The 18,374-nt window shown below is 58.0% G+C and carries 16 protein-coding genes and 1 pseudogene; 13 read left to right on the top strand and 4 right to left on the bottom strand.

Annotation, left to right across the window (positions count from 1 at the left end; all coding sequences use genetic code 11):
- The first annotated feature begins 2 nt into the window (after nt 1–2).
- Genes trbL through JK199_RS11190 form a run of 5 tightly spaced genes read left to right on the top strand, consistent with a single transcriptional unit; the run spans nt 3 to nt 4,516 of the window.
- A complete protein-coding gene (gene trbL, locus JK199_RS11210) occupies nt 3–1,427 on the top strand; it encodes a P-type conjugative transfer protein TrbL (RefSeq protein WP_007396826.1) in 1,425 nt (474 codons plus the stop codon).
- Nucleotides 1,428–1,432: 5 nt separating this feature from the next.
- Entirely contained in the window at nt 1,433–2,116 is a 684-nt protein-coding gene (trbF, locus tag JK199_RS11205) for a conjugal transfer protein TrbF (protein WP_007396825.1), read from the top strand.
- Nucleotides 2,113–3,114 carry a P-type conjugative transfer protein TrbG gene (gene trbG / locus JK199_RS11200; RefSeq protein ID WP_007396824.1) on the top strand — a complete coding sequence of 334 codons (1,002 nt, stop codon included), beginning with the start codon at nt 2,113–2,115 and terminating at the stop codon, nt 3,112–3,114. The genes trbF and trbG overlap by 4 nt, the downstream gene beginning before the upstream one ends.
- The gene (locus JK199_RS11195) at nt 3,111–4,286 is read left to right on the top strand and encodes a TrbI/VirB10 family protein (RefSeq protein WP_039998459.1); all 1,176 of its coding nucleotides are present in this window, start codon (nt 3,111–3,113) and stop codon (nt 4,284–4,286) included. Before trbG ends, JK199_RS11195 begins: the two co-directional genes overlap by 4 nt.
- Nucleotides 4,283–4,516 (top strand): DUF2274 domain-containing protein, encoded by a 234-nt coding sequence (locus tag JK199_RS11190; protein ID WP_007396822.1) that lies wholly within the window; start codon nt 4,283–4,285, stop codon nt 4,514–4,516. The genes JK199_RS11195 and JK199_RS11190 overlap by 4 nt, the downstream gene beginning before the upstream one ends.
- A gap of 2 nt (nt 4,517–4,518) precedes the next feature.
- Here JK199_RS11190 and JK199_RS11185 read toward each other — a convergent pair whose 3' ends face one another.
- The 3 genes from JK199_RS11185 to JK199_RS11175 form a co-directional block, all read right to left on the bottom strand.
- Nucleotides 4,519–5,439 carry a LysR family transcriptional regulator gene (locus JK199_RS11185; protein WP_007396821.1) on the bottom strand — a complete coding sequence of 307 codons (921 nt, stop codon included), beginning with the start codon at nt 5,437–5,439 and terminating at the stop codon, nt 4,519–4,521.
- Between the two features lie 163 nt (nt 5,440–5,602).
- On the bottom strand, nt 5,603–6,220 hold the full coding sequence (locus JK199_RS11180) for a hypothetical protein (RefSeq protein WP_007396820.1): 618 nt from the start codon (nt 6,218–6,220) through the stop codon (nt 5,603–5,605).
- Nucleotides 6,217–7,731: an efflux transporter outer membrane subunit gene (locus JK199_RS11175; RefSeq protein WP_230975727.1), complete on the bottom strand. Its 1,515-nt coding sequence runs from the start codon at nt 7,729–7,731 to the stop codon at nt 6,217–6,219. The genes JK199_RS11180 and JK199_RS11175 overlap by 4 nt, the downstream gene beginning before the upstream one ends.
- 118 nt (nt 7,732–7,849) lie before the next feature.
- On the opposite strand from JK199_RS11175, the gene JK199_RS11170 reads away from it, so the two are divergent.
- The 3 genes from JK199_RS11170 to JK199_RS11160 all read left to right on the top strand — a co-directional run bounded on the left by JK199_RS11170 (nt 7,850) and on the right by JK199_RS11160 (nt 12,714).
- A complete protein-coding gene (locus tag JK199_RS11170) occupies nt 7,850–8,458 on the top strand; it encodes a TetR/AcrR family transcriptional regulator (RefSeq protein ID WP_007396818.1) in 609 nt (202 codons plus the stop codon).
- Between the two features lie 195 nt (nt 8,459–8,653).
- Nucleotides 8,654–9,652 carry an efflux RND transporter periplasmic adaptor subunit gene (locus JK199_RS11165; protein WP_007396817.1) on the top strand — a complete coding sequence of 333 codons (999 nt, stop codon included), beginning with the start codon at nt 8,654–8,656 and terminating at the stop codon, nt 9,650–9,652.
- On the top strand, nt 9,649–12,714 hold the full coding sequence (locus tag JK199_RS11160) for an efflux RND transporter permease subunit (protein WP_007396816.1): 3,066 nt from the start codon (nt 9,649–9,651) through the stop codon (nt 12,712–12,714). Before JK199_RS11165 ends, JK199_RS11160 begins: the two co-directional genes overlap by 4 nt.
- Before the next feature lie 78 nt (nt 12,715–12,792).
- Here JK199_RS11160 and JK199_RS11155 read toward each other — a convergent pair whose 3' ends face one another.
- Entirely contained in the window at nt 12,793–13,398 is a 606-nt protein-coding gene (locus JK199_RS11155; protein WP_007396815.1) for a glutathione S-transferase family protein, read from the bottom strand.
- Nucleotides 13,399–13,508: 110 nt separating this feature from the next.
- On the opposite strand from JK199_RS11155, the pseudogene JK199_RS16130 reads away from it, so the two are divergent.
- The 5 genes and pseudogenes from JK199_RS16130 to JK199_RS11135 form a co-directional block, all read left to right on the top strand.
- A pseudogene (locus JK199_RS16130) lies at nt 13,509–13,616 on the top strand (TetR family transcriptional regulator); the annotation flags it as partial.
- 48 nt (nt 13,617–13,664) lie between these two features.
- Nucleotides 13,665–14,063, top strand: coding sequence for an LmrA/YxaF family transcription factor (locus tag JK199_RS11150; RefSeq protein ID WP_456304282.1), 399 nt, complete (start codon nt 13,665–13,667; stop codon nt 14,061–14,063).
- Nucleotides 14,060–14,575: a GNAT family N-acetyltransferase gene (locus JK199_RS11145; protein WP_039998457.1), complete on the top strand. Its 516-nt coding sequence runs from the start codon at nt 14,060–14,062 to the stop codon at nt 14,573–14,575. Before JK199_RS11150 ends, JK199_RS11145 begins: the two co-directional genes overlap by 4 nt.
- Nucleotides 14,575–15,576, top strand: coding sequence for a zinc-binding dehydrogenase (locus tag JK199_RS11140; protein WP_039998456.1), 1,002 nt, complete (start codon nt 14,575–14,577; stop codon nt 15,574–15,576). The genes JK199_RS11145 and JK199_RS11140 overlap by 1 nt, the downstream gene beginning before the upstream one ends.
- A 470-nt stretch (nt 15,577–16,046) precedes the next feature.
- Nucleotides 16,047–18,152: an AAA family ATPase gene (locus tag JK199_RS11135; RefSeq protein WP_039998455.1), complete on the top strand. Its 2,106-nt coding sequence runs from the start codon at nt 16,047–16,049 to the stop codon at nt 18,150–18,152.
- The last annotated feature ends 222 nt before the right edge of the window (nt 18,153–18,374 follow it).

Genomic DNA, 18,374 nt, shown 5'->3' with positions numbered 1-18,374 from the left:
TCATGGCCACGAACGATGTCGGTGTTATCGACACTTTCCTCAATACCTTCACGACCACGATCGACAGTGGCTTCGGCCTTCTGAAAGGAAATGTCATCTCACTGGCGGGGTCATTATCCGTGCTGGACGTCGCCCTTGCCGGACTGTTCTGGGCCTGGGCGGCTGATGAGGACATCATCCAGCGTCTGGTGAAGAAGACGCTGTATATCGGGTTCTTCGCGTTCCTGATCAACAATTTCGACCATCTTGCGAAGGTGGTGTTCGACAGTTTCGCCGCCATGGGTCTCAGGGCCGGTGGCGGAAGTCTGCCACTTTCGGATTTCCTCCATCCCGGCCGACTGGCCGCGACGGGGTTCGATGCGGCCCAGCCGCTGCTGGAGTCCGTTCATAATCTTCTCGGCCCTGTCGCATTTTTCAAAAACTTCATCCAGATTTTTGTGCTGTGCCTGTCCTGGTTGATCGTGCTGGCAGCGTTCTTCATCCTGGCCGTGCAGCTTTTCGTGGCCCTGATCGAGTTCAAGTTGACCAGCCTCGCTGGTTTCGTGCTGATCCCGTTCGCCCTGTTCAACCGGACGGCGTTTCTGGCCGAGAAGGTGCTGGGCAATGTTGTGTCGTCGGGCGTGAAGGTGATGGTGCTGGCGGTGATCTCCGCCATCGCGTCCGTCCTGTTCCGGCAGTTCAACACCTCCTATGGCGACGCGGTTCCCACGATTGGCCAGGCGGTCTCGGTCGTGCTGGCGTCGGTGTCGATCGTCGGTCTGTCCATCTATGGCGGCAGCATCGCCAACGGGCTGATCTCCGGTGCCCCCCAGCTTGGGGCTGGCGCGGCCGTAGGGACCGGCATGGCCGTCGGTGCCATGGGCGCTGCGGCTGTTGCGGGTGTCGGGGCTGTCGCATCCGGTGGCGCCGCAGCCCTCGGCGCCACGGCTGCCGCCGCACGGGGAGGGGCCGCGATCGCCGGGGCCGCCACGTCCGCCTATTCGGCGGGAGCCGCAGGCGCGTCTGGCGGCGCGGGCAGCATGGCCGCCGGGATCGGAGGCATGGGCCGGGCCGTCGGCGGGAACGTCGCGAATGCCGTCAAAGGGGCGGCATCACGTGCCGGTTCATCCCTCAAAGAAAGCTACGCCGCCGGTGGACGCTGGGCCGCGCGCGGGATGGGCGGTGGAGAGGGTGACGAAACCGGTGGCAGCGGGCCGTCTCCATCGGGTGGGGGTGGTCCAGCTGGTGGCGGCGGCCCCTCGGGAGGTGGCCCTGCCGGTGATGGTCCATCTGGTGGAGATGGTGGCGGTTCTGGTGAACCGCCCCGCTGGGCTCAGAAGATGAAGCGTCGCAATGCCGCAACCCATGCCGCCGAGGCCGCCCACATCATCCGCTCGGCCGACGGCGGCAGTGGCTCGGCGTCCATTGATCTCTCGGAAAAGGAATGAGGACGATGTTCCGTCGCTCCACCACCCGCTACGGGACCACGCCCGAACCCGTGACGCCCTATCAGAAAGCAGCGCAGGTTTGGGACGAACGGATCGGTTCCGCCCGCGTCCAGGCAAGAAACTGGCGGCTGATGACGTTCGGATCGCTCTTTCTCTCGGCAGGGCTCGGGGCCGGGCTGGTCTGGCAGTCCGCGCGCGGCACCATCACGCCGTGGGTGGTGCAGGTGGACCGGCTGGGGCAGACGCAGGTCGTGGCCCCCGCGACAGCGGGCTATATGCCCGCCGATCCGCAGATCGCCTGGTATCTGGCGCAGTTCGTCCACGACGTGCGCGCCCTGTCGTCGGACCCTGTGGTAGTCCGGCAGAACTGGCTGCGGTCCTATGATTTCACCACCACGTCGGGCGCGCAGGCGCTGAACGATTATGCCCGCCTCAACGATCCGTTCTCGCGGATCGGGCACGAGCAGGTCGAGGTGGATATCGCCTCGGTGATCCGGGCCTCGCCCGGCAGCTTTCGTGTGGCCTGGAGCGAGCGCCATTACCGCGACGGCGCTTTTGTTGGCACCGAGCGCTGGACCGCCATCGTCTCGGTCGTCCTGCGCACACCGCGTGACGCCGATCATCTGCGGAAAAATCCTCTGGGTATCTACGTCTCCGCCATCAACTGGTCGAAGGAGCTGGGCCAATGATCCGTCGTGCTCTTCGTTTCCTCCCGCTGTTTGTCCTGCCTCTTGCAGGCTGCGCGCAGCATTACCACCCGCCGATCATCCGCTACGATGATGCCGCTCAGGCCCTGCGCCAGCCCGATCCGCCGAAGCCGGTGCAGGTCGTGGAGGTTCCAAAAATCCTTCCCCTGCCGGGCCAGCTCAAGCCGCTGCCGCCACGACGCACGGCCCATCCGGTGCCCGAAGTCGCCGACCCGACCGTGCGCGTGACGCAGGCCAATCTGGCGGCGCGTATCCAGCCGACGCGGGCCGGTTATGTGAACGCGGTGCAGGTCTATCCCTATTCTGCCGGCGCGCTCTATCAGGTCTATGCCTCGCCCGGTGAGATCACCGATATCATGCTCCAGCAGGGTGAAAAGCTGGTCGGCACCGGGCCGGTGGCCGCTGGCGATACCGTGCGCTGGATCATCGGCGATACCGAGAGCGGGGCGGGGGCCACGAAGCGCATCCATATCCTGGTCAAGCCGACCCGGCCGGACCTGGCTACCAACCTGATCGTCAATACGGATCGGCGCACCTATCTCGCCGAACTGCGCTCCACGCCGGTGACGTATATGGCGTCGGTATCGTGGGACTATCCCGAGGATGATTTGATCGCCCTGCACCGGCAAAACGATGCGGCCGATGACATTGCTCCTGTGGACGTGGGTTTGGATCTCGACGCGCTGAATTTCCGTTACGCCATCCAGCCGGTGAAAGGCGCCACACCGCCCTGGTTACCCAGCCGGGCTTTCGATAATGGGCATAAGGTCTATATCGCTTTCCCATCCGGGATCGGGCAGGGGGAACTGCCCCCGCTCTTTGTGCTGGGGGCCGATGGTGGGCCGGAACTGGTCAATTACCGGGTGCGGCAGAACTGGATGATCGTGGATCGCCTGTTTGCCGCCGCCGAACTGCGGCTGGGCGACAAGCATTCCGAGCAACGGGTGCGCATCGTCCGTACCGACGGACGGCGGACATGACCGGGCAGGCGCCGACAGTGGGCGAAAATCCCGCAGGTGCTGCAACGCCGCCGCCCGATCTGCGTCTGCGGGCCGATCGGCCGCGCGTGGTGCGTCTGTCGCGCACCGTGGTCTGGTCGCTGGGCGGGGTCGGCATGGTCGCGGTGGCCTTCGCGCTGGGTTACGCCCTTCAGGCCAGCCATAGGCCGCCGTCCACGTCGGCCACACAGGATACCGATGTCCGTCCCTCGGCCGACGGGCTGGCGGGGCTGCCCTCCGATTATATCGGCAAGGACGTGCCGAAACTCGGGCCAGCGTTGCCCGGTGATCTCGGGCGCGCCATCCTGCATGCGCAAGGGCAGGGGAAGGCGGCCTCCGGTACCGAAGACCACCGCGCCGCGCAGGAGGCCGAGGCGGCGATCGCCAGCCGGCTGTTCGTGCAGACGGGGGAGCGCGACCGTGCCAGTGACCAGGCGATGCCACCCGTGCCGGGCGCTCCTGCCTCTCAGGGGCGGGCGTCCACCACGGACGGACCACAGGCTGGAAACATTGCCTTCCTGGAAGGGCAGCCGGATCGCGCGACAACCAGCCCCGATCGCATCATGCCGCTGGTCTCGCCCTACGTTCTCCAGGCGGGCACGGCGATCGCTGGCGCGCTGAACACGAAAATCAGCTCTGACCTACCGGGCCAGATCGTGGGCCATGTGACCCAGAACGTCTATGACAGCCCGACCGGGCGCTTCCTGCTGATCCCACAGGGCAGCCTGCTGTTCGGGGCCTATAACAGCAGCGTCTCCTTCGGGCAGCAGCGCACCCAGATTATCTGGACCCGGCTGATTTTCCCGAATGGCGAAAGCCTGGTGCTGGAAAAGCTGCCCGGCGGCGACGCCATTGGCCAGTCCGGCCTGTCCGACGAGGTGAACAGTCACTGGGGGCAGTTGTTCAAAGCCGCCCTGGCCACGACCCTGCTCAGCGTGGGCTCCGAAGCCGGGACGTCATGGAACGAGAACAACCTGATGCAGGCGATCCGTTCTGGCGCCAGCAACGGGTTTTCCATGGTCGGTAACCGGCTGATCGATCGCAGTCTGAACGTCCAGCCCACCCTGACCGATCGGCCGGGGCTGCCCTTTACCGTTCTGGTCGGGCACGACCTGCTACTCAAACCCTACCGGGATCAAGGACATATACGATGACGGACCTGAAAATCCGGGAACTTCCCGATGAGAAACCGGTCAGAATGACCGTGGCGCTACCCGCCGACCTCCATCGTGACCTGCTTGCCTATGCGGCACTTCTTTCCGGCAACGATGGGGCGATGGACCCGGCCCGGCTGGTCGCGCCCATGCTTCGGCAGTTCATGATGTCGGACAAGGGATTCGCCAGGGCGCGGAGGCAGGCAAAAGCAGCATCGTCGGAAAAGTAGCCTCACGGCCACGGCTGATGGGCTTCGATATATCGGGCGAAGCTCTGGGCGCAGGGATTCTCATTGTCGGGCCGCCAGACAATGCCGAATTCCAGATGGGAGGAACCGCCTGCGTCACGGATTTCTATGATCGCGATGTCGTGGCCATGCTGATCGCGGATCAGCGGCAGCCACGAGGCCGGAAGTAGCGCGATGCCTTCCTTGTTCTGGACGAGTGCGACAACCCGATTGCTGCCGATATCATGATGACGGATTCTGGGATGGATATCGGTTTCACCGAGTTTTCGCCGGATAAGTTCCTTGAAATCATGACCGGCATTATCACGTCCGATCAGGAATGTTTCATGACGCAGATCTTGCCATGAGATTTCCCGTCGTGTCGCCAGAGGGTGATCGGTGGAGAGCGCCGCCACGATGCGGTCGCTCCAAAGGGGCATGACGCGCAGGACTGGCGTCAGATTGCGACGTGTGACGACCGCGAAATCGATCTGTCCGCGCTGGAGCCGACGCACCAGTCTCTTGCCTGTGCCCTCGGAATAGCGAAAGATGATATCGGGATGCGTAGCACGGAACTCCGCCGTGAAGGCCGAGAGGCGTCCAGGCAGGACGCAGGTCTGGATGCCGATGGAGATCTGGCCATTCTCGCCCTTGCCCGTCCGCCGAGCGCGGGCGTTCATGCCAGCCACGTTATCCAGGATCATCTGGGTCCAGAGGATAAATTCTTCACCGAAGGCTGTCGGGGTAGCACCGGCCGGGGAGCGGGTGAACAGCCTGACATTCAGCCGCTCTTCGAGGTTGTGCAGGGAGCGGCTGACGGCCGATTGCCGGGTGTTCAGGAAACGTGCCGCGCCGTGGATACTGCCTTGCTCGGCGATTGCCCGCACGCATAGGAGTTGCCACAGATCGAACGGTGGGCGCCGCATGGCCCGTCACACCATCTTGCCACGGCATGGTTTCAAAACCGTATTGTCCGTTAATTGTATAAAACGAGCATAGATGGGCAGAATAAACATGGCAGTTTTATCCTGTGATTGGGTGTTGTTACGCCTCCGAAAACATAGCTAAATAAAATGACGCTGATAAAACTCATCTTGCGGAGACATTAATGTCTCCGCCCTGTTCAGAAATTTTCTTGATGTGATTTAGCATTCGTAGCCGTAAAATACCACTTACCCACCGGATGCATATCCAATAGGGAAGAAATAGCCGCTTTGTTTTTCTATCTGTGCATTTTATTCGCGTTTCTGTAGTTAGGAGGCACTCGCCTTTTGTAATTGACGTTACCATAATTGATACAAACACTTTATAGAAACCGGGCCGAGTAAAATGGATAAAATCAGAGGGGGATCGCATCACAGGAGATGTATTCGAAGAATCGAATGTGCCTAAAAGGCCGCGTATGATTTCTTTGGAGGGAATTTCGCGAAGGACGATAAAATCTTCAAAATCAAACATATCCGTTGCATCAGATGCTTTCAGACGTCGCGCCGGAAAGCGTAGCGAAAGGAAGAAACGGATAAGAGGGTCGTCCCTCAGCTTGAATGCCAAAGCGATTTTGAACAATGAGTTCTGATCGCTTCTGACCTTGATTGCATGTTGTTCTTTGAAATCATATTCAGGCGACACTTGATCGAGATCGGATGACGTTGTGAGAGTTTCGCCGCGCCGGATAAGAACATTCATGATGCGATCGGTAATATTCACGACTGCCAGCCTCCCCCAAGTGCGCGAAAGCATTCAACTGCGGCGCGATCCTCTTCTGCCCGCATGGATGCCAGTCGATCCTGCGCGTTCAATAAGGTGATGTTTGCTTGAAGGGCATCATTTAGAGCCAGAGTGCCCGCTGTATAGGACTGCCATGTGAGAGCCGCAGCATGGTGCAACGCTTCAACATTATGCATTTGTGACGCGATCGCTTGCCGTGTCTGGGAAAGATGAAAGAATGCATCTTCTACATCTTCTGCTGCGCGTAACATGGTGGCCTGATAGCTGGCGAGCGCCTCTGCGTAACTACCACGAGCACGGGAGACATCGCTGGATATTTTTCCGAAATCGAAAATGCGCCATCGTAATGCTCCTGTCGCAGTCGGCTGGAATCCAGGCGCAGTGAATAGCTGTTGCGGGCTCATACTTTCGAAACCCAGCGCGCCCTGAAGAGATATTTTTGGATAATAATTTGCCAGAGCCTCGCCGATGCGGGCGTTGCTTGCTGCCAGTCTTCTTTCCGAGGCGATAACATCGGGCCGACGCCGGAGAACTTCCAGAGGCTGCGCATTCGCGGATGGTGCGGGAACAGCGGGTAATTCAGCATAAATCCTGAGTTCTACAGCGTATGTTCCGGGCTGTGTTCCCATCAGGACATCAAGTCGGTTTGACTGCGTTTCCTCATCTTTTTCTATATCGATCATGTTTTGCCGGGCGGCCTCGACGACTACTGTAGCAGAGGACAATTCCCGGTCGTCGGCAACATTTCGACTGCGACGCTGCCGGATAAGGTCCATCATCTTCTGGTTGGAGGTGAAAACATCCCTGGCTATGCGTAGCCGGGCCTGATCGCCCCGGATGCGGAGGTATGTATCGGCAGCCTCGGCCGCGAGGCTCAGTCTCGTACCATCACCTTCTGCCTCAGCAGCCTGAAACTCATCCCGTGCGGCTTCGTGTGCTCTTCTCAAACCGCCGGCGATGTCCAGTTCCCAACTTGCCACCCCACCGACGTTGTACTCGCGATAATCCCGATTGAAGTGTGGAATTTCCCGAACAATGTGACCGATGAGTCCTTCTTCGGACAATCTTGTCGCCGAAACCTGAGGGGAAAAATCGAGAGTTGGTAACATCTGTGCGGCTGCTGAGCGCGCGATTGCCCGTCCCTGAAGCACTCTCGCATAGGCTGCCTTCAGATCAAGATTCTGGGTAAGCACTCGGGACTCAATTTTATCGAGTTCTGTATCATGAAATGATTTCCACCAAGAAACCGCGTTCTCCGAGGAAGATATCGAGAACGCTGTTTTGCTGACATTGTGGAACGGGATAAGCGATATTTGTGGTGTCCGATAGTTCGGACCGACAGCGCATGCCGTCAGGCATGACATCACTGCGGCGAATACCGACTGTCGAATAATGGCTGCGGCGGGGCGGCGTCTCGCCCCTGGGTAAATAAGGCAACGCGTTCCTTCCTTCAGGGTACGGTTCTGAATCACCTGGGGAACCTCTGTCATGAATTGGTGCAGCCGCATGGAGTGTGGCGTATGACGTGTTCCATAAATCGTCACTCATTGTCAACGTGAGTAGCTCAACGTATGAATTAAGTGTTCCCTTTTTCGACGTGAGGTTCGGATGCAGTCAGCAGGCAAAGGTCAGAGAGGCCCGATAGACCATGAGCGGCGGGAGCAGATTCTCGATGCCGCCAATGAGCATTTCCGCCACTATGGATACAAGAAAACGACTGTCGCTGACCTTGCCAAGGCGATCGGTCTCTCGACTGCATATATCTACAAGTTCTTTGATTCCAAACGGGCTATCGGCGAAGAGATCTGTCGCCAGTGTCACGAGCGGGTGATGGCGGACGTCAAGGATGCCATGGGCTCCGGCAAACCAGCGTCGGAGAGGCTTCGCCTCATCTTTCTGACCCTTGCCCGTGACGGAATCGACCTTCTGTTCAATGACCGGAAAATGCACGACATTGTGCTCGCGGCTCTGGAAGAAGGCTGGTCGACGGCCGCCGACTTCGACGCGGAATTGCTGTCACACGTCAGATCGGTGATTGCCGATGGCAGGGACGCAGGAGAGTTTGAGCGCAAGACTCCACTAGAAGAAGCCTGCCGTGGAGTGGTCCTTGCACTCCAGCCTGTCAGACATCCCGTGCTTCTCGAGTTCAATCATAATACCCTTATTGAGGATGCCTCTCTCCTGGCCGGCCTGGTGCTGAGGAGCCTTTCAGTATAGAATTAATAAGTGACGAATTGACAATATAATCACTCGCGGCGAAGATGGCTCCCACGATGTATCGAGGGAGCAATTTGAATGCCGCCAAGAAGACGGTTTTTCGGGAAGTGGCTGGGCATATTGCTCCTCATGCCCGTAGTTGGTTGCAATAGGCATACGCCGTCAGATCCGCGCACGGCTCCGCGTGCCGTCCTTGTGATTGTTCCCGGCAGCACGACCTCTTCGTCCCCGATATATCCCGCTGTCGTCGCAGCACGCGTGCAGCCCACGCTTGCCTTTCGTGTTGCGGGGAAAATAGTTTCCCGGAAGGTCGACGAGGGTCAGGTCGTACATCGCGGTGATGTACTGATGACCCTCGACAGAACCGATCTTGCGCATGACGTGACCAGCCAGAGCGCTAATGCGGCATCCTTGCGTGCGGCCTGGGAGAATGCAGCGGCTGACGAACGTCGTTATCGGGGTCTGGATCAGACGGGCGCCGTGTCGAAGTCTTTCTACGATGGAATACGCAGTCGTGCCGAAAGTCTCCACGCACAACTCATGGCGGCGGACGCCAATCGCAGGATCGCGACTGACCGGGACGACTATACGGTTTTGAGGGCCGACCATGACGGTACGGTGCTTTCCGTTTTTGCCGAGGCCGGTAATGTTGTATCGGCAGGCCAACAGGTCCTGACCTTCGCATCAGCCGGTCCTCTGGAGGCGTCGGTTGATCTCCCCGAAGACATGAATCTTCCTATCGGCTCTTCAGCGATCGTTTCAGATGCAAAGAGCGATCAGATCATCACGCGCGCCGCGTCGCTCCGCCAGATCGCCGCTATTGAAGATACTGCAACGAGAACGGTGAACGCACGGTACATCATCCCGAATTTTCCGACGAACTTACGGATCGGACAGACGCTCACTGTTACGCTGACATCGTCACTGTCCGACGATATGGTCGTTCCTCTTTCTGCTCTTTTCGATATGGGAAGCGCACCGGGCGTATGGATCATCGAACCATCTAACAAGAAGGTCGCGTTTCACCCGGTGCCTCTCCGGCGTGTTGAAGGCAGCGCGGCTGTTATAATGCCCGATCAGAGAATGCGCGACCTGCGTGCTTCCGGCGAATTACAGGTGGTCGCTGCTGGTGTCCATGACCTCCATGCGGGGGAAGTTGTGACGATCGCGCCTGACCAGGCGCAGATGCAATGAAGGCGTTCAATCTCTCGGCATGGGCGGTTAGGGAACAGGCGATCACGCTGTTCCTGATCGTCGCGCTCGCCCTATCCGGTGCCTATGCTTTCTTTGCACTCGGCCGTGCAGAGGAACCAAGTTTTACCGTCAAGACGCTGACAGCTACTGTTCTATGGCCAGGCGCTACAGCAGAGGAGGTACAGGATCTGGTTGCCGATCCGCTGGAAAAGCGCTTGCAGGAGCTGACCTGGTATGACCGGGTGGAAACAATGGCACGCCCCGGCATGGCGGTCATGATGCTCACCCTCAAGGACAATACACCTCCATCTGCCGTGCCGGAGGAGTTCTATCAGGCGAGGAAGAAACTGGGGGACAGCGCGCATGTGCTTCCACGAGGTGCTATTGGCCCCTTCGTCAACGACGAATATTCCGACGTGGTCTTCACGGTTTATACCCTTGAAGGCAGGGATGTTCCGCTCTTCTTGGTGACCCGTGCTGCGGAGACCGTGAGAGAGAAGCTTCTGCATGTGCCAGGGGTCCAAAAAGTAGCGATTGTCGGGGAGCAGCCGGAGCGGCTGTATATCGATCTCTCACACTCGAAGCTGGCGGAACTCGGCCTGAGCGTAACGGACGTTATCCAGACGCTTCAGGAACGGAATGATGTTGTAGATGGGGGTTTTGTCGAAACCAGTGCCAGTCGGATTTATGTTCGTACTCGGCAACCACTGTCGCGACCGGACATTATCGGAAACACAACGATCAGTGTGGGGGGCCGGACTGTTCGACTGGGTGATATCGCGGCGGTCCACACAGGTTATGAGGAACCACCGGATTTTCTGACCCGTCATAACAACCAGTCCAGCCTGGTTCTCAATGTTGTCATGCGGCCTGGCTGGAATGGCCTGAAGCTCGGTGCTGCGCTGTCTCATGCTGAAGATGGGATCAACCGGAGCCTGCCGGTCGGGATTACGCTCACGCGGATCGTTAATCAGGCGCAAAATATTCACGCGGCCGTCGGCGAGTTCATGTTGAAATTCTTCGTGGCGTTGAGCGTCGTCATGTTGGTCAGCTTTATCAGCCTCGGCTTTCGTGTGGGTCTCGTTGTGGCAGCTGCCGTGCCTCTGACGCTGGCAATCGTCATGATCCTCATGCTTGTAACGGGGCGCGCGCTCGATCGGATCACGCTTGGCGCCCTGATCATCTCACTTGGACTTCTTGTCGATGACGCGATCATTGCTATTGAAATGATGGTCGTGAAGCTTGAGGAGGGCATGAACCGTATTGCGGCCGCGTCCTACGCATGGTCTCACACGGCGGCACCGATGCTCGCGGGAACACTCGTGACGATCATTGGTTTTACACCTATCGGTTTTGCACAATCAGCCGCAGGTGAATACGCAGGAAACATCTTCTGGATCGTCGCGTTCGCTCTCATCACGTCATGGTTTGTCGCCGTTATTTTTACGCCTTATCTGGGTGTCAAATTTCTGCCTGATCTCCGGGCAGCACATGCGCAGCCACCGTATCAATCCGCACGGTATGAGCGTTTCAGGCGGCTGGTCCGCAGCGTAATAACTCATAATAAGGCCGTCTGTGCAGGCGTGGTCTGCCTGTTCGTGCTGGCGTTTGTCGGTATGGGATTTGTGCGGCAGCAGTTTTTTCCCAGTTCGGATCGACCGGAGCTGCTGGCAGAAGTAATAATGCCGAAAGGAGCACCCATCGAAAGCACGGCCGAAGCAGCAAGGAAAGTCAGTGACTGGCTACAGAAGCAGCCTGAAACTCTCAGCGTCACAAGCTATATCGGTGGGGGCGCTCCCCGGTTCTTTCTGGCGTATAATCCGGAACTGCCTGATCCGGCATTTGCAAAAATCGTTATTATGACCGCAAACGCGAAGCAGAGAGACAGGCTGCGCGATAGCTTGCGCCAGGAAGTCGCGAAGGGCCTGGCGCCAGAGGCCAGGGTGCGTGCGACCGAGTTCGTCTTTGGTCCTTATACGCATTTTCCGATCATGTACCGCGTCATGGGGCCGGACGCCCAAACAGTAAGTCATATCGCTCAGCAGGTCAGCGATATTGTCCGGGCCGATCCCGAGACGCGGCAGGTGAATACCGACTGGGGAGAAAAACAGCCATCCCTGCATTTCGTGATGAATCAGAGCAGGCTGGCGCAGTTGAGTCTCTCACCTGACACTGTCTCGCGTCAAACCCGATTTATGTTGCAGGGCATAAGCGCGGCCCAGGCTACCAAGGATATTCGGTCGGTTGATCTGATCGTGCGCTCCGACGGCCAGTCTCGTGCAGACCCGGCCCGGCTTCTCGATCAGGATATCATTGCCGGTGACGGCCGTCGTATCCCGCTGCGGCAGATCGGCATGCTGGAATATCGCAGCGAAGAGCCTGTTCTGTGGCGGCGAGATCGCATTCCGACGATGACCGTGCAGGCGGATATCAATGATCAGCTTCAGCCGCCCGAGGTCGCCGCGCGACTGGACAAAGTGCTGCAGCCTTTGCGAACGACCCTTCCAGAAGGGTATCGTATTGAAACGGGAGGTAATACCGAAGAGTCCGCGAAGGCCAACGCAGCAATGGCACCGATTTTTCCGATCATGATTCTGCTCATGCTCGGGGTTATCGTTGTCGAAACCCGATCTCTATCGGCGATGACGATGGTCTTTCTGACGGCACCTCTCGGCCTCATCGGAATGGTTCCCACGCTTCTCCTGTTTCACCAGCCCTTCGGGTTTAATGCGATCCTTGGTCTCATCGGTCTTTCAGGCATCCTGATGCGCAATACGCTGATTCTGATTGGTCAGATCCACACTAATCTGGCAGACGGCATGGAGTTTTCCGATGCAGTTGTCGAAGCCACGGTACAACGGGCACGCCCTGTCATCCTGACGGCCCTGGCGGCAGTCCTGGCATTCATTCCACTGACTGAGTCGATTTTTTGGGGAGCACTGGCATTTACTCTGATTGGCGGAACTGCCGCCGGTACCGTGCTGACACTCCTTTTTCTGCCAGCGTTATATACTCTCTGGCCGAGGAAGTCATTGGGGACGATTCATGCCGAACATGGCTGATATTTCCCGCTTAGATCTTTGCTTTCTGCACATATTGCTGTGATATGACCTCAAAACGGCAGGAACTGCCTTCATGTCTCAGCAATCTCCGTAGAGACCCGGTACGGGGATAAAACCCGGTAGATCGCGGACGCGATCGAGCCAGCGCATAAGAGCCGGGTAGGGGGTAAGGCTGATACCGCCTTCGGGTGCTAGTGCAAGGTAGGGAAAGAGAGCGCAGTCGGCAATTGTAGGCCGGCGGAGCGCAAACCAGTCCTGTGTCTCGACATGCGCATTAAGCACCGGCAGGAGTTTGTCGGTCCAGCGCATGGCAGTGCCCATATCGAGGGGATACCCGAATTTCCGGATCAGACGGGCGGCGTTGGGGCCGTTGCGCACCTCGCTCGACGCCACTGAAAGCCATTGCGTGATGGTGGCCTGTGACATGGCGTCTTCAGGCCACCAAGCGCGGTCCGCCAGCCGGGCGGCAAGGTAAACCAAGATGGCCTGAGAGTCCCGAAGTGTGAAGTCACCATCCACCAGAACCGGGACTTCCCCGAACGGGTTCAGTTTCCGGAAATCCGGATCATGGTTCTCACCTGCTGCGAGATCGACCGGAACGAGATCCAGCTTCGTATCGGTCAGGGCCGCGAAAAGCCGGATCTTGTAGCAGTTTCCGGAGACGTCCAGATCATAGAGAAGCATCACGGAGTGTCCTGTGGTTGGAAATTAAGAGGGCAGGAGACAGACGGAGCTTGCCCGGCAGCACCATGGGCTCTAGTGTGACGAACGACTGTTCGTGAGTCAAAGGCGAAATGAGAGAACCCGTTCCTATCCATCAGATCGTTGTCGAAGCCCGCGAACTGTTTCGCGAATATGGCTACGAAGGGGCATCCATGCGCGATCTGGCCGATCGCGTGGGTCTGCGTCCGCAAAGCCTCTACACGCGCTTTCCGTCGAAGGAATCGCTGGTGCCAGCAGTGCTGGCCCTGACTCTCGACGATACGCTGGTCGATCTTCCGGATCCAGCGGGGGACTGGCGTGCTGCCTGGCGGATGCTGATCGGGAGGATCGCGGAGACGTTCGAGGCACGAGGGCGCTGCGTGGGATTGCATCTCGCGTATGGCGTGACGGCGCAGACACCGGACGCTCGGGACGCGGTGCGGACGTTTTTCGCACGATTGCGCGATGCGATGGCCGGGATTCTGGACGCCGGGGAAGTTTCTGAACCGGTATCCGTCGCGACGGATACACTCGCGCAACTCGAAGGGGCAACGCTCTGGATCACGACCGAGGGCGACATGGAACCGCTCCGGCATGCTGTGGAACGTGCCCTGTGTATTGGTGATCGGGAAGGGAGACCACTGTGATCGAAACCAAAAGATTGTGTCTCTCGCTTCATCAGATGACGGATTTCCACGATCTACATACGATGTGGAGCGATCCGGATGTCGTTCGACACATCAGCTGTGTTCCATCGTCGGAACAGGAGTGCTGGTTTCGCCTTCTTCGCTATCGGGGCCTGTGGGATCTTCTGGGTTATGGATACTGGTGTGTCCGCACGAAAGCGGATGGGCGCTATGTCGGCGATGTCGGCTTCGCCGATTGGAAGCGCGATATCGAGCCATCTCTGGACGCTGCGCCGGAAGCCGGCTGGGTTCTGGCGCGCTGGGCGCATGGCAAGGGATTTGCGACCGAAGCCCTTCAGGCTGCATTGGCATGGATGGACGGGCGCGGCGTGGATCGCACGGTCTGTATCATCGCACCGGAACACGCGACGTCGTGCAGGGTCGCGGAGAAATGCGGATATTTTCTGAAAGGCAGCGCTTGTTTCCGAGCGGAGCAGACGCTGCTTTTACAGCGCAAGAGGGACGATCGGTGATGGACGCTTCCGTAACGACATACCGTGCCTGGAGCTGGCACGCGCCGGGCGAGCCCGAACAGCTTCAACTGGTGGACCGGGCCTTCGTGTCTCCAGGACCGGGTGAGATCGTCGTGCGGAATACCATGATCGCGCTCAATCCCGTTGACTGGAAAGTCATTGCCGCCAGTCCCGACGGATGGAGGCCGGGGCATGTGCCGGGCGTGGACGGTGTCGGAATCGTCGCGGAGGTCGGCGACGGCGTGAGTATCCCCCTGGGAACGCGGATCGCATATCATCAGGGGATCGGCAAACCGGGTAGCTTCGCGGAATATACGATCGTGGATGCCGATTGTGCGCTCGTTATTCCCGACGGTGTCAGCGACGAGAGCGCCGCCGGAATTCCGTGTCCGGGGCTGACGGCGTGGCAGGCGCTCGCCAAGGTACCGGATATGCCGAACCGGGATGTACTGGTGACCGGGGCTGGCGGCGCTGTGTCGCTGATCCTGGTGCAACTGGCATTGCGTCGGAACTGGCGTGTCTGGGCGACCGCGTCGCCGGCTCATCACAAACGGCTGCTTGCGTTGGGCGTTGCCGGTACGTTCGATTATCGCGATGAGCGCTGGCGTGCGCAATTGACCGTAGCACTCGGGCCGCGCCGCCTCTTTGCTGTATTCGACACCACGAGCGGGGCGTATGCACGCGGTCTGGCGCCACTGGTGGGGTATAACGGACATCTGGTCTGCATTCAGGATCGGCTGGAATCACCGCCTCTGCCGCCGTTCACGACGGCGCTGTCCCTGCATGAAGTCGCGCTGAACAGCGCGCACGGCCATGCGACGGCGGAGAACTGGCGGGAGTGGCGCCAGGCCGGAGCGCAGTTGCTCGACGCTGTGCGGATTGGTGCCCTCGGCCTCCAGCCGCATATAGTCACCGCGTTCGATGACCTGCCGGCAAGCCTCTCCGCCCTGAAGCACGGGCGCATCAAGGGGAAAAAGATTCTCGTGCGCATTGAGGCTTGAAGCCGTAATACCAGCGTGCCCGTGCCCTCAGTGACGCGCGCGAGTAGAGTTTCCAAACTGTGTGATGACTGACTTCGGGCTGTCAGGGGTTTCGAAGCGTAGACTAATGGCAGCAACGGGGGGGGAATCCGGCCTGTCCGCTTTGGAGCGCTCAGATAATGTTTCCTGCCGTTCACTCGACGACATGTGGCTGCCACTGTGCGCGCATGGCGGTCATTGCCGTGACCAAAGCAATCGTCCAGAAGCGGACATATGCGGCACAGGGAACGGTGGCACGTCGCGCGCCCCATTTCGGCATTTCAGGCGGCCATAGATTCCTAATTTGAGTCGGCGAATCAACGGTATCCTTGGCGAGCAATGTGTGGACCAACTAGCCTGCGGACGAGTTTCTGAGACCAGTGTGTTTAAGTCACTTAGACGGCGCCAAAATATATTGCATATTACATCCAGATCTAAATAGGGGAGACAACATGCCGGATATCGCCGTCCTAATCACAAACTGCAATAGCGTAGACCGTGCTGAAATCGGATTGAGGGAAGGCGCCCTCAACATTAAGTATGGCCCAAACGGGATCGGCAAAAGCACGATTGCGCGCGCTATCGTTAGCAAAATTCGTGCTGACGGCAGACTGGAGAATCTTGCCCAGTTTAAGGGGCGCGGAAAATCGGGAGCGCCCTCTCCTCAGGTCGAAGGCATTGATGAGCTGAAGTCAGCGCTCGTTTTCGATGACGATTACATCCAGCAATTTGTGTTTCAGAAAGACGAAGTACTAAAGAACAGCTTCGAGGTTTTCATTAGAACGCCTGAGTATCTGGCGGAAATGGCAGAGATCGACGAACTGCTGGCTGGTATTCGGCAGGCGTTCTCCGACAATCAGAAAATTGGTCAGGTAATATCGGACTTGAAGGAGCTGCGCGACGCATTCGGCAAGCCAAGCAAAACTGGCGCGATACCCAAGTCAAGTAAGATCCATAAGGCTTTTGGCTCAGGCAACAAACTTGAAAACATTCCGGCGGCGCTCAAGCCGTTTGAGACGTTTATCAAGAGCCAGGAGCCTGCCAAGTGGGTCAACTGGCAGATCAAGGGAAATGAATTTTTGCAATTAGGGGACGCGTGCCCTTACTGCGCTTCACCACTCGACCAAGCTGGAAGCAAGGATGCGGCTCTTGCAGTTGAGAAGGAATACGATGCTACCGCCGTTGGTCATCTCAGCGCCCTGCGTGCCATCATCAATAGGCTAGGTAGTTATTTTAGCGAAAGATGTCGTGAAAATCTTGATAAAGTCACAAAAGCCAAGGTCGAACTCACAGCCCAGGAGAACAGCTTTCTTACGGGGCTTAAGGCAGACATAGATGCCCTCATAGAAAAGCTTGAAGGCCTCCGCACTATGTCATTCTTCTCTTTGCGGGACGTCGAAGAAGTAGCCGATAGACTGACGCCCTTAAAAATCGACCTGGGGTTAATGGACAAGCTCGATTCCGAGGAAACGCGAAAGACTGTTGACCCCATCAATCAGCAGCTCGACGGGCTGATCGCCAAAGTCGGAAACCTAAAAGGTAAGATCAATCGACATAAGGCCCGCATCAAAAAGGCCATCGATGAGAACCAGTCGAGCATAAATGCCTTTTTAAAATCAGCCGGCTACAAATACACCGTCGAGATTGTGCCTGAGCCTGACTCTTACAAGATGAAGCTAGTTCACCAGGATCTCGCCAATCATATCGAAGCTGCCACGCGACACCTGAGCTACGGTGAGAAGAATGCCTTCGCGTTGGTCCTGTTCATGTATCAGGTGCTGAGCGAAAAGCCTGACCTGGTTGTCCTGGACGACCCGATCTCATCGTTCGACAAGAATAAAAAGTTCGCCATATTACATGAGCTTTTTCGTGGAAAAGCCAGTTTGCGCGGGCGAACAACACTTATGCTCACCCACGATATCGAGCCTGCGATCGACGTGATCAAAAGCACCAGTGCGATTTTCCAAGGCGCCTCGCCATCTGCCAGCTTCCTTTCATCTCGGGCAGGCGTCGTATGCGAAGTGCCGATCGAACGGCATGACATACAAACGTTCTCGAAGATCTGCGCCGACAATGTCGCTGCCCTCAATGACAGCATTTGCAAAGCCATTTATCTGCGCCGCCACTACGAGCTGCATGGCGATACTGAGTTGGAATACAATCTGCTGGCAAGCCTGTTCAAGGGGCGGGAAACGCCAACCATTCAGTCTGGCACCGCTAATCGTGACATGACTGCTGAAGAAAAGAACACGGCAGAGTCTAATATCAGGGAGGCCTTCATTCCCGATTTTGACTATGACGCCCTCGTGTCCGAAGTCACCAACGTGGATGCCATTAGAGCGAAATTTCACGCTACGACAGTTGGCTACGAAAAGATTCAGCTATTTCGCATCATCAATGCTGAACATGATGATAATGTCATACGCAAGTTCATCAATGAGGCTTACCACATTGAAAACGAGTACGTGATGCAGCTCAACCCCCATAAATTCGAGATTATCCCGGAGTATATTGTGGCGGAGTGTGAGCGAATGCTCGCGCCAACCCGTGCTCAATAAATAGCATGAGCGAGTAAACGGAACTGGAAGTCGTGGCTGGTGTCCGCATCTGGGTGAGTCTGCCCATTAGCTGCCAGTCTGCTTTCGCCAAAACTTGGTCGCGAAAGATCTTGATGCTCATGTCCGCTGCGGGGGCGGCTCTTCGACGGCATACATGACCGAGATGAGGGCGTCTGCCCCCTGTCCGCTTCACATTCCTTGAGCGGACAGGCAGTTCCGGGG

The sequence above is a fragment of the Acetobacter persici genome, assembly GCF_018256955.1.
In the GTDB taxonomy this organism is placed as follows: domain Bacteria; phylum Pseudomonadota; class Alphaproteobacteria; order Acetobacterales; family Acetobacteraceae; genus Acetobacter; species Acetobacter persici.
This window is presented reverse-complemented; position numbering and strand designations above follow the sequence as displayed.

Coding starts and splice junctions, on each gene's coding strand:
- trbL (WP_007396826.1), top strand. CDS start 3: ATGGCCACGAACGATGTCGGTGTTATCGACACTTTCCTCAATACCTTC.
- trbF (WP_007396825.1), top strand. CDS start 1,433: ATGTTCCGTCGCTCCACCACCCGCTACGGGACCACGCCCGAACCCGTG.
- JK199_RS11170 (WP_007396818.1), top strand. CDS start 7,850: ATGCAGTCAGCAGGCAAAGGTCAGAGAGGCCCGATAGACCATGAGCGG.
- JK199_RS11190 (WP_007396822.1), top strand. CDS start 4,283: ATGACGGACCTGAAAATCCGGGAACTTCCCGATGAGAAACCGGTCAGA.
- JK199_RS11160 (WP_007396816.1), top strand. CDS start 9,649: ATGAAGGCGTTCAATCTCTCGGCATGGGCGGTTAGGGAACAGGCGATC.
- JK199_RS11195 (WP_039998459.1), top strand. CDS start 3,111: ATGACCGGGCAGGCGCCGACAGTGGGCGAAAATCCCGCAGGTGCTGCA.
- JK199_RS11175 (WP_230975727.1), bottom strand. CDS start 7,731: ATGACAGAGGTTCCCCAGGTGATTCAGAACCGTACCCTGAAGGAAGGA.
- JK199_RS11185 (WP_007396821.1), bottom strand. CDS start 5,439: ATGCGGCGCCCACCGTTCGATCTGTGGCAACTCCTATGCGTGCGGGCA.
- JK199_RS11155 (WP_007396815.1), bottom strand. CDS start 13,398: ATGCTTCTCTATGATCTGGACGTCTCCGGAAACTGCTACAAGATCCGG.
- JK199_RS11140 (WP_039998456.1), top strand. CDS start 14,575: ATGGACGCTTCCGTAACGACATACCGTGCCTGGAGCTGGCACGCGCCG.
- trbG (WP_007396824.1), top strand. CDS start 2,113: ATGATCCGTCGTGCTCTTCGTTTCCTCCCGCTGTTTGTCCTGCCTCTT.
- JK199_RS11135 (WP_039998455.1), top strand. CDS start 16,047: ATGCCGGATATCGCCGTCCTAATCACAAACTGCAATAGCGTAGACCGT.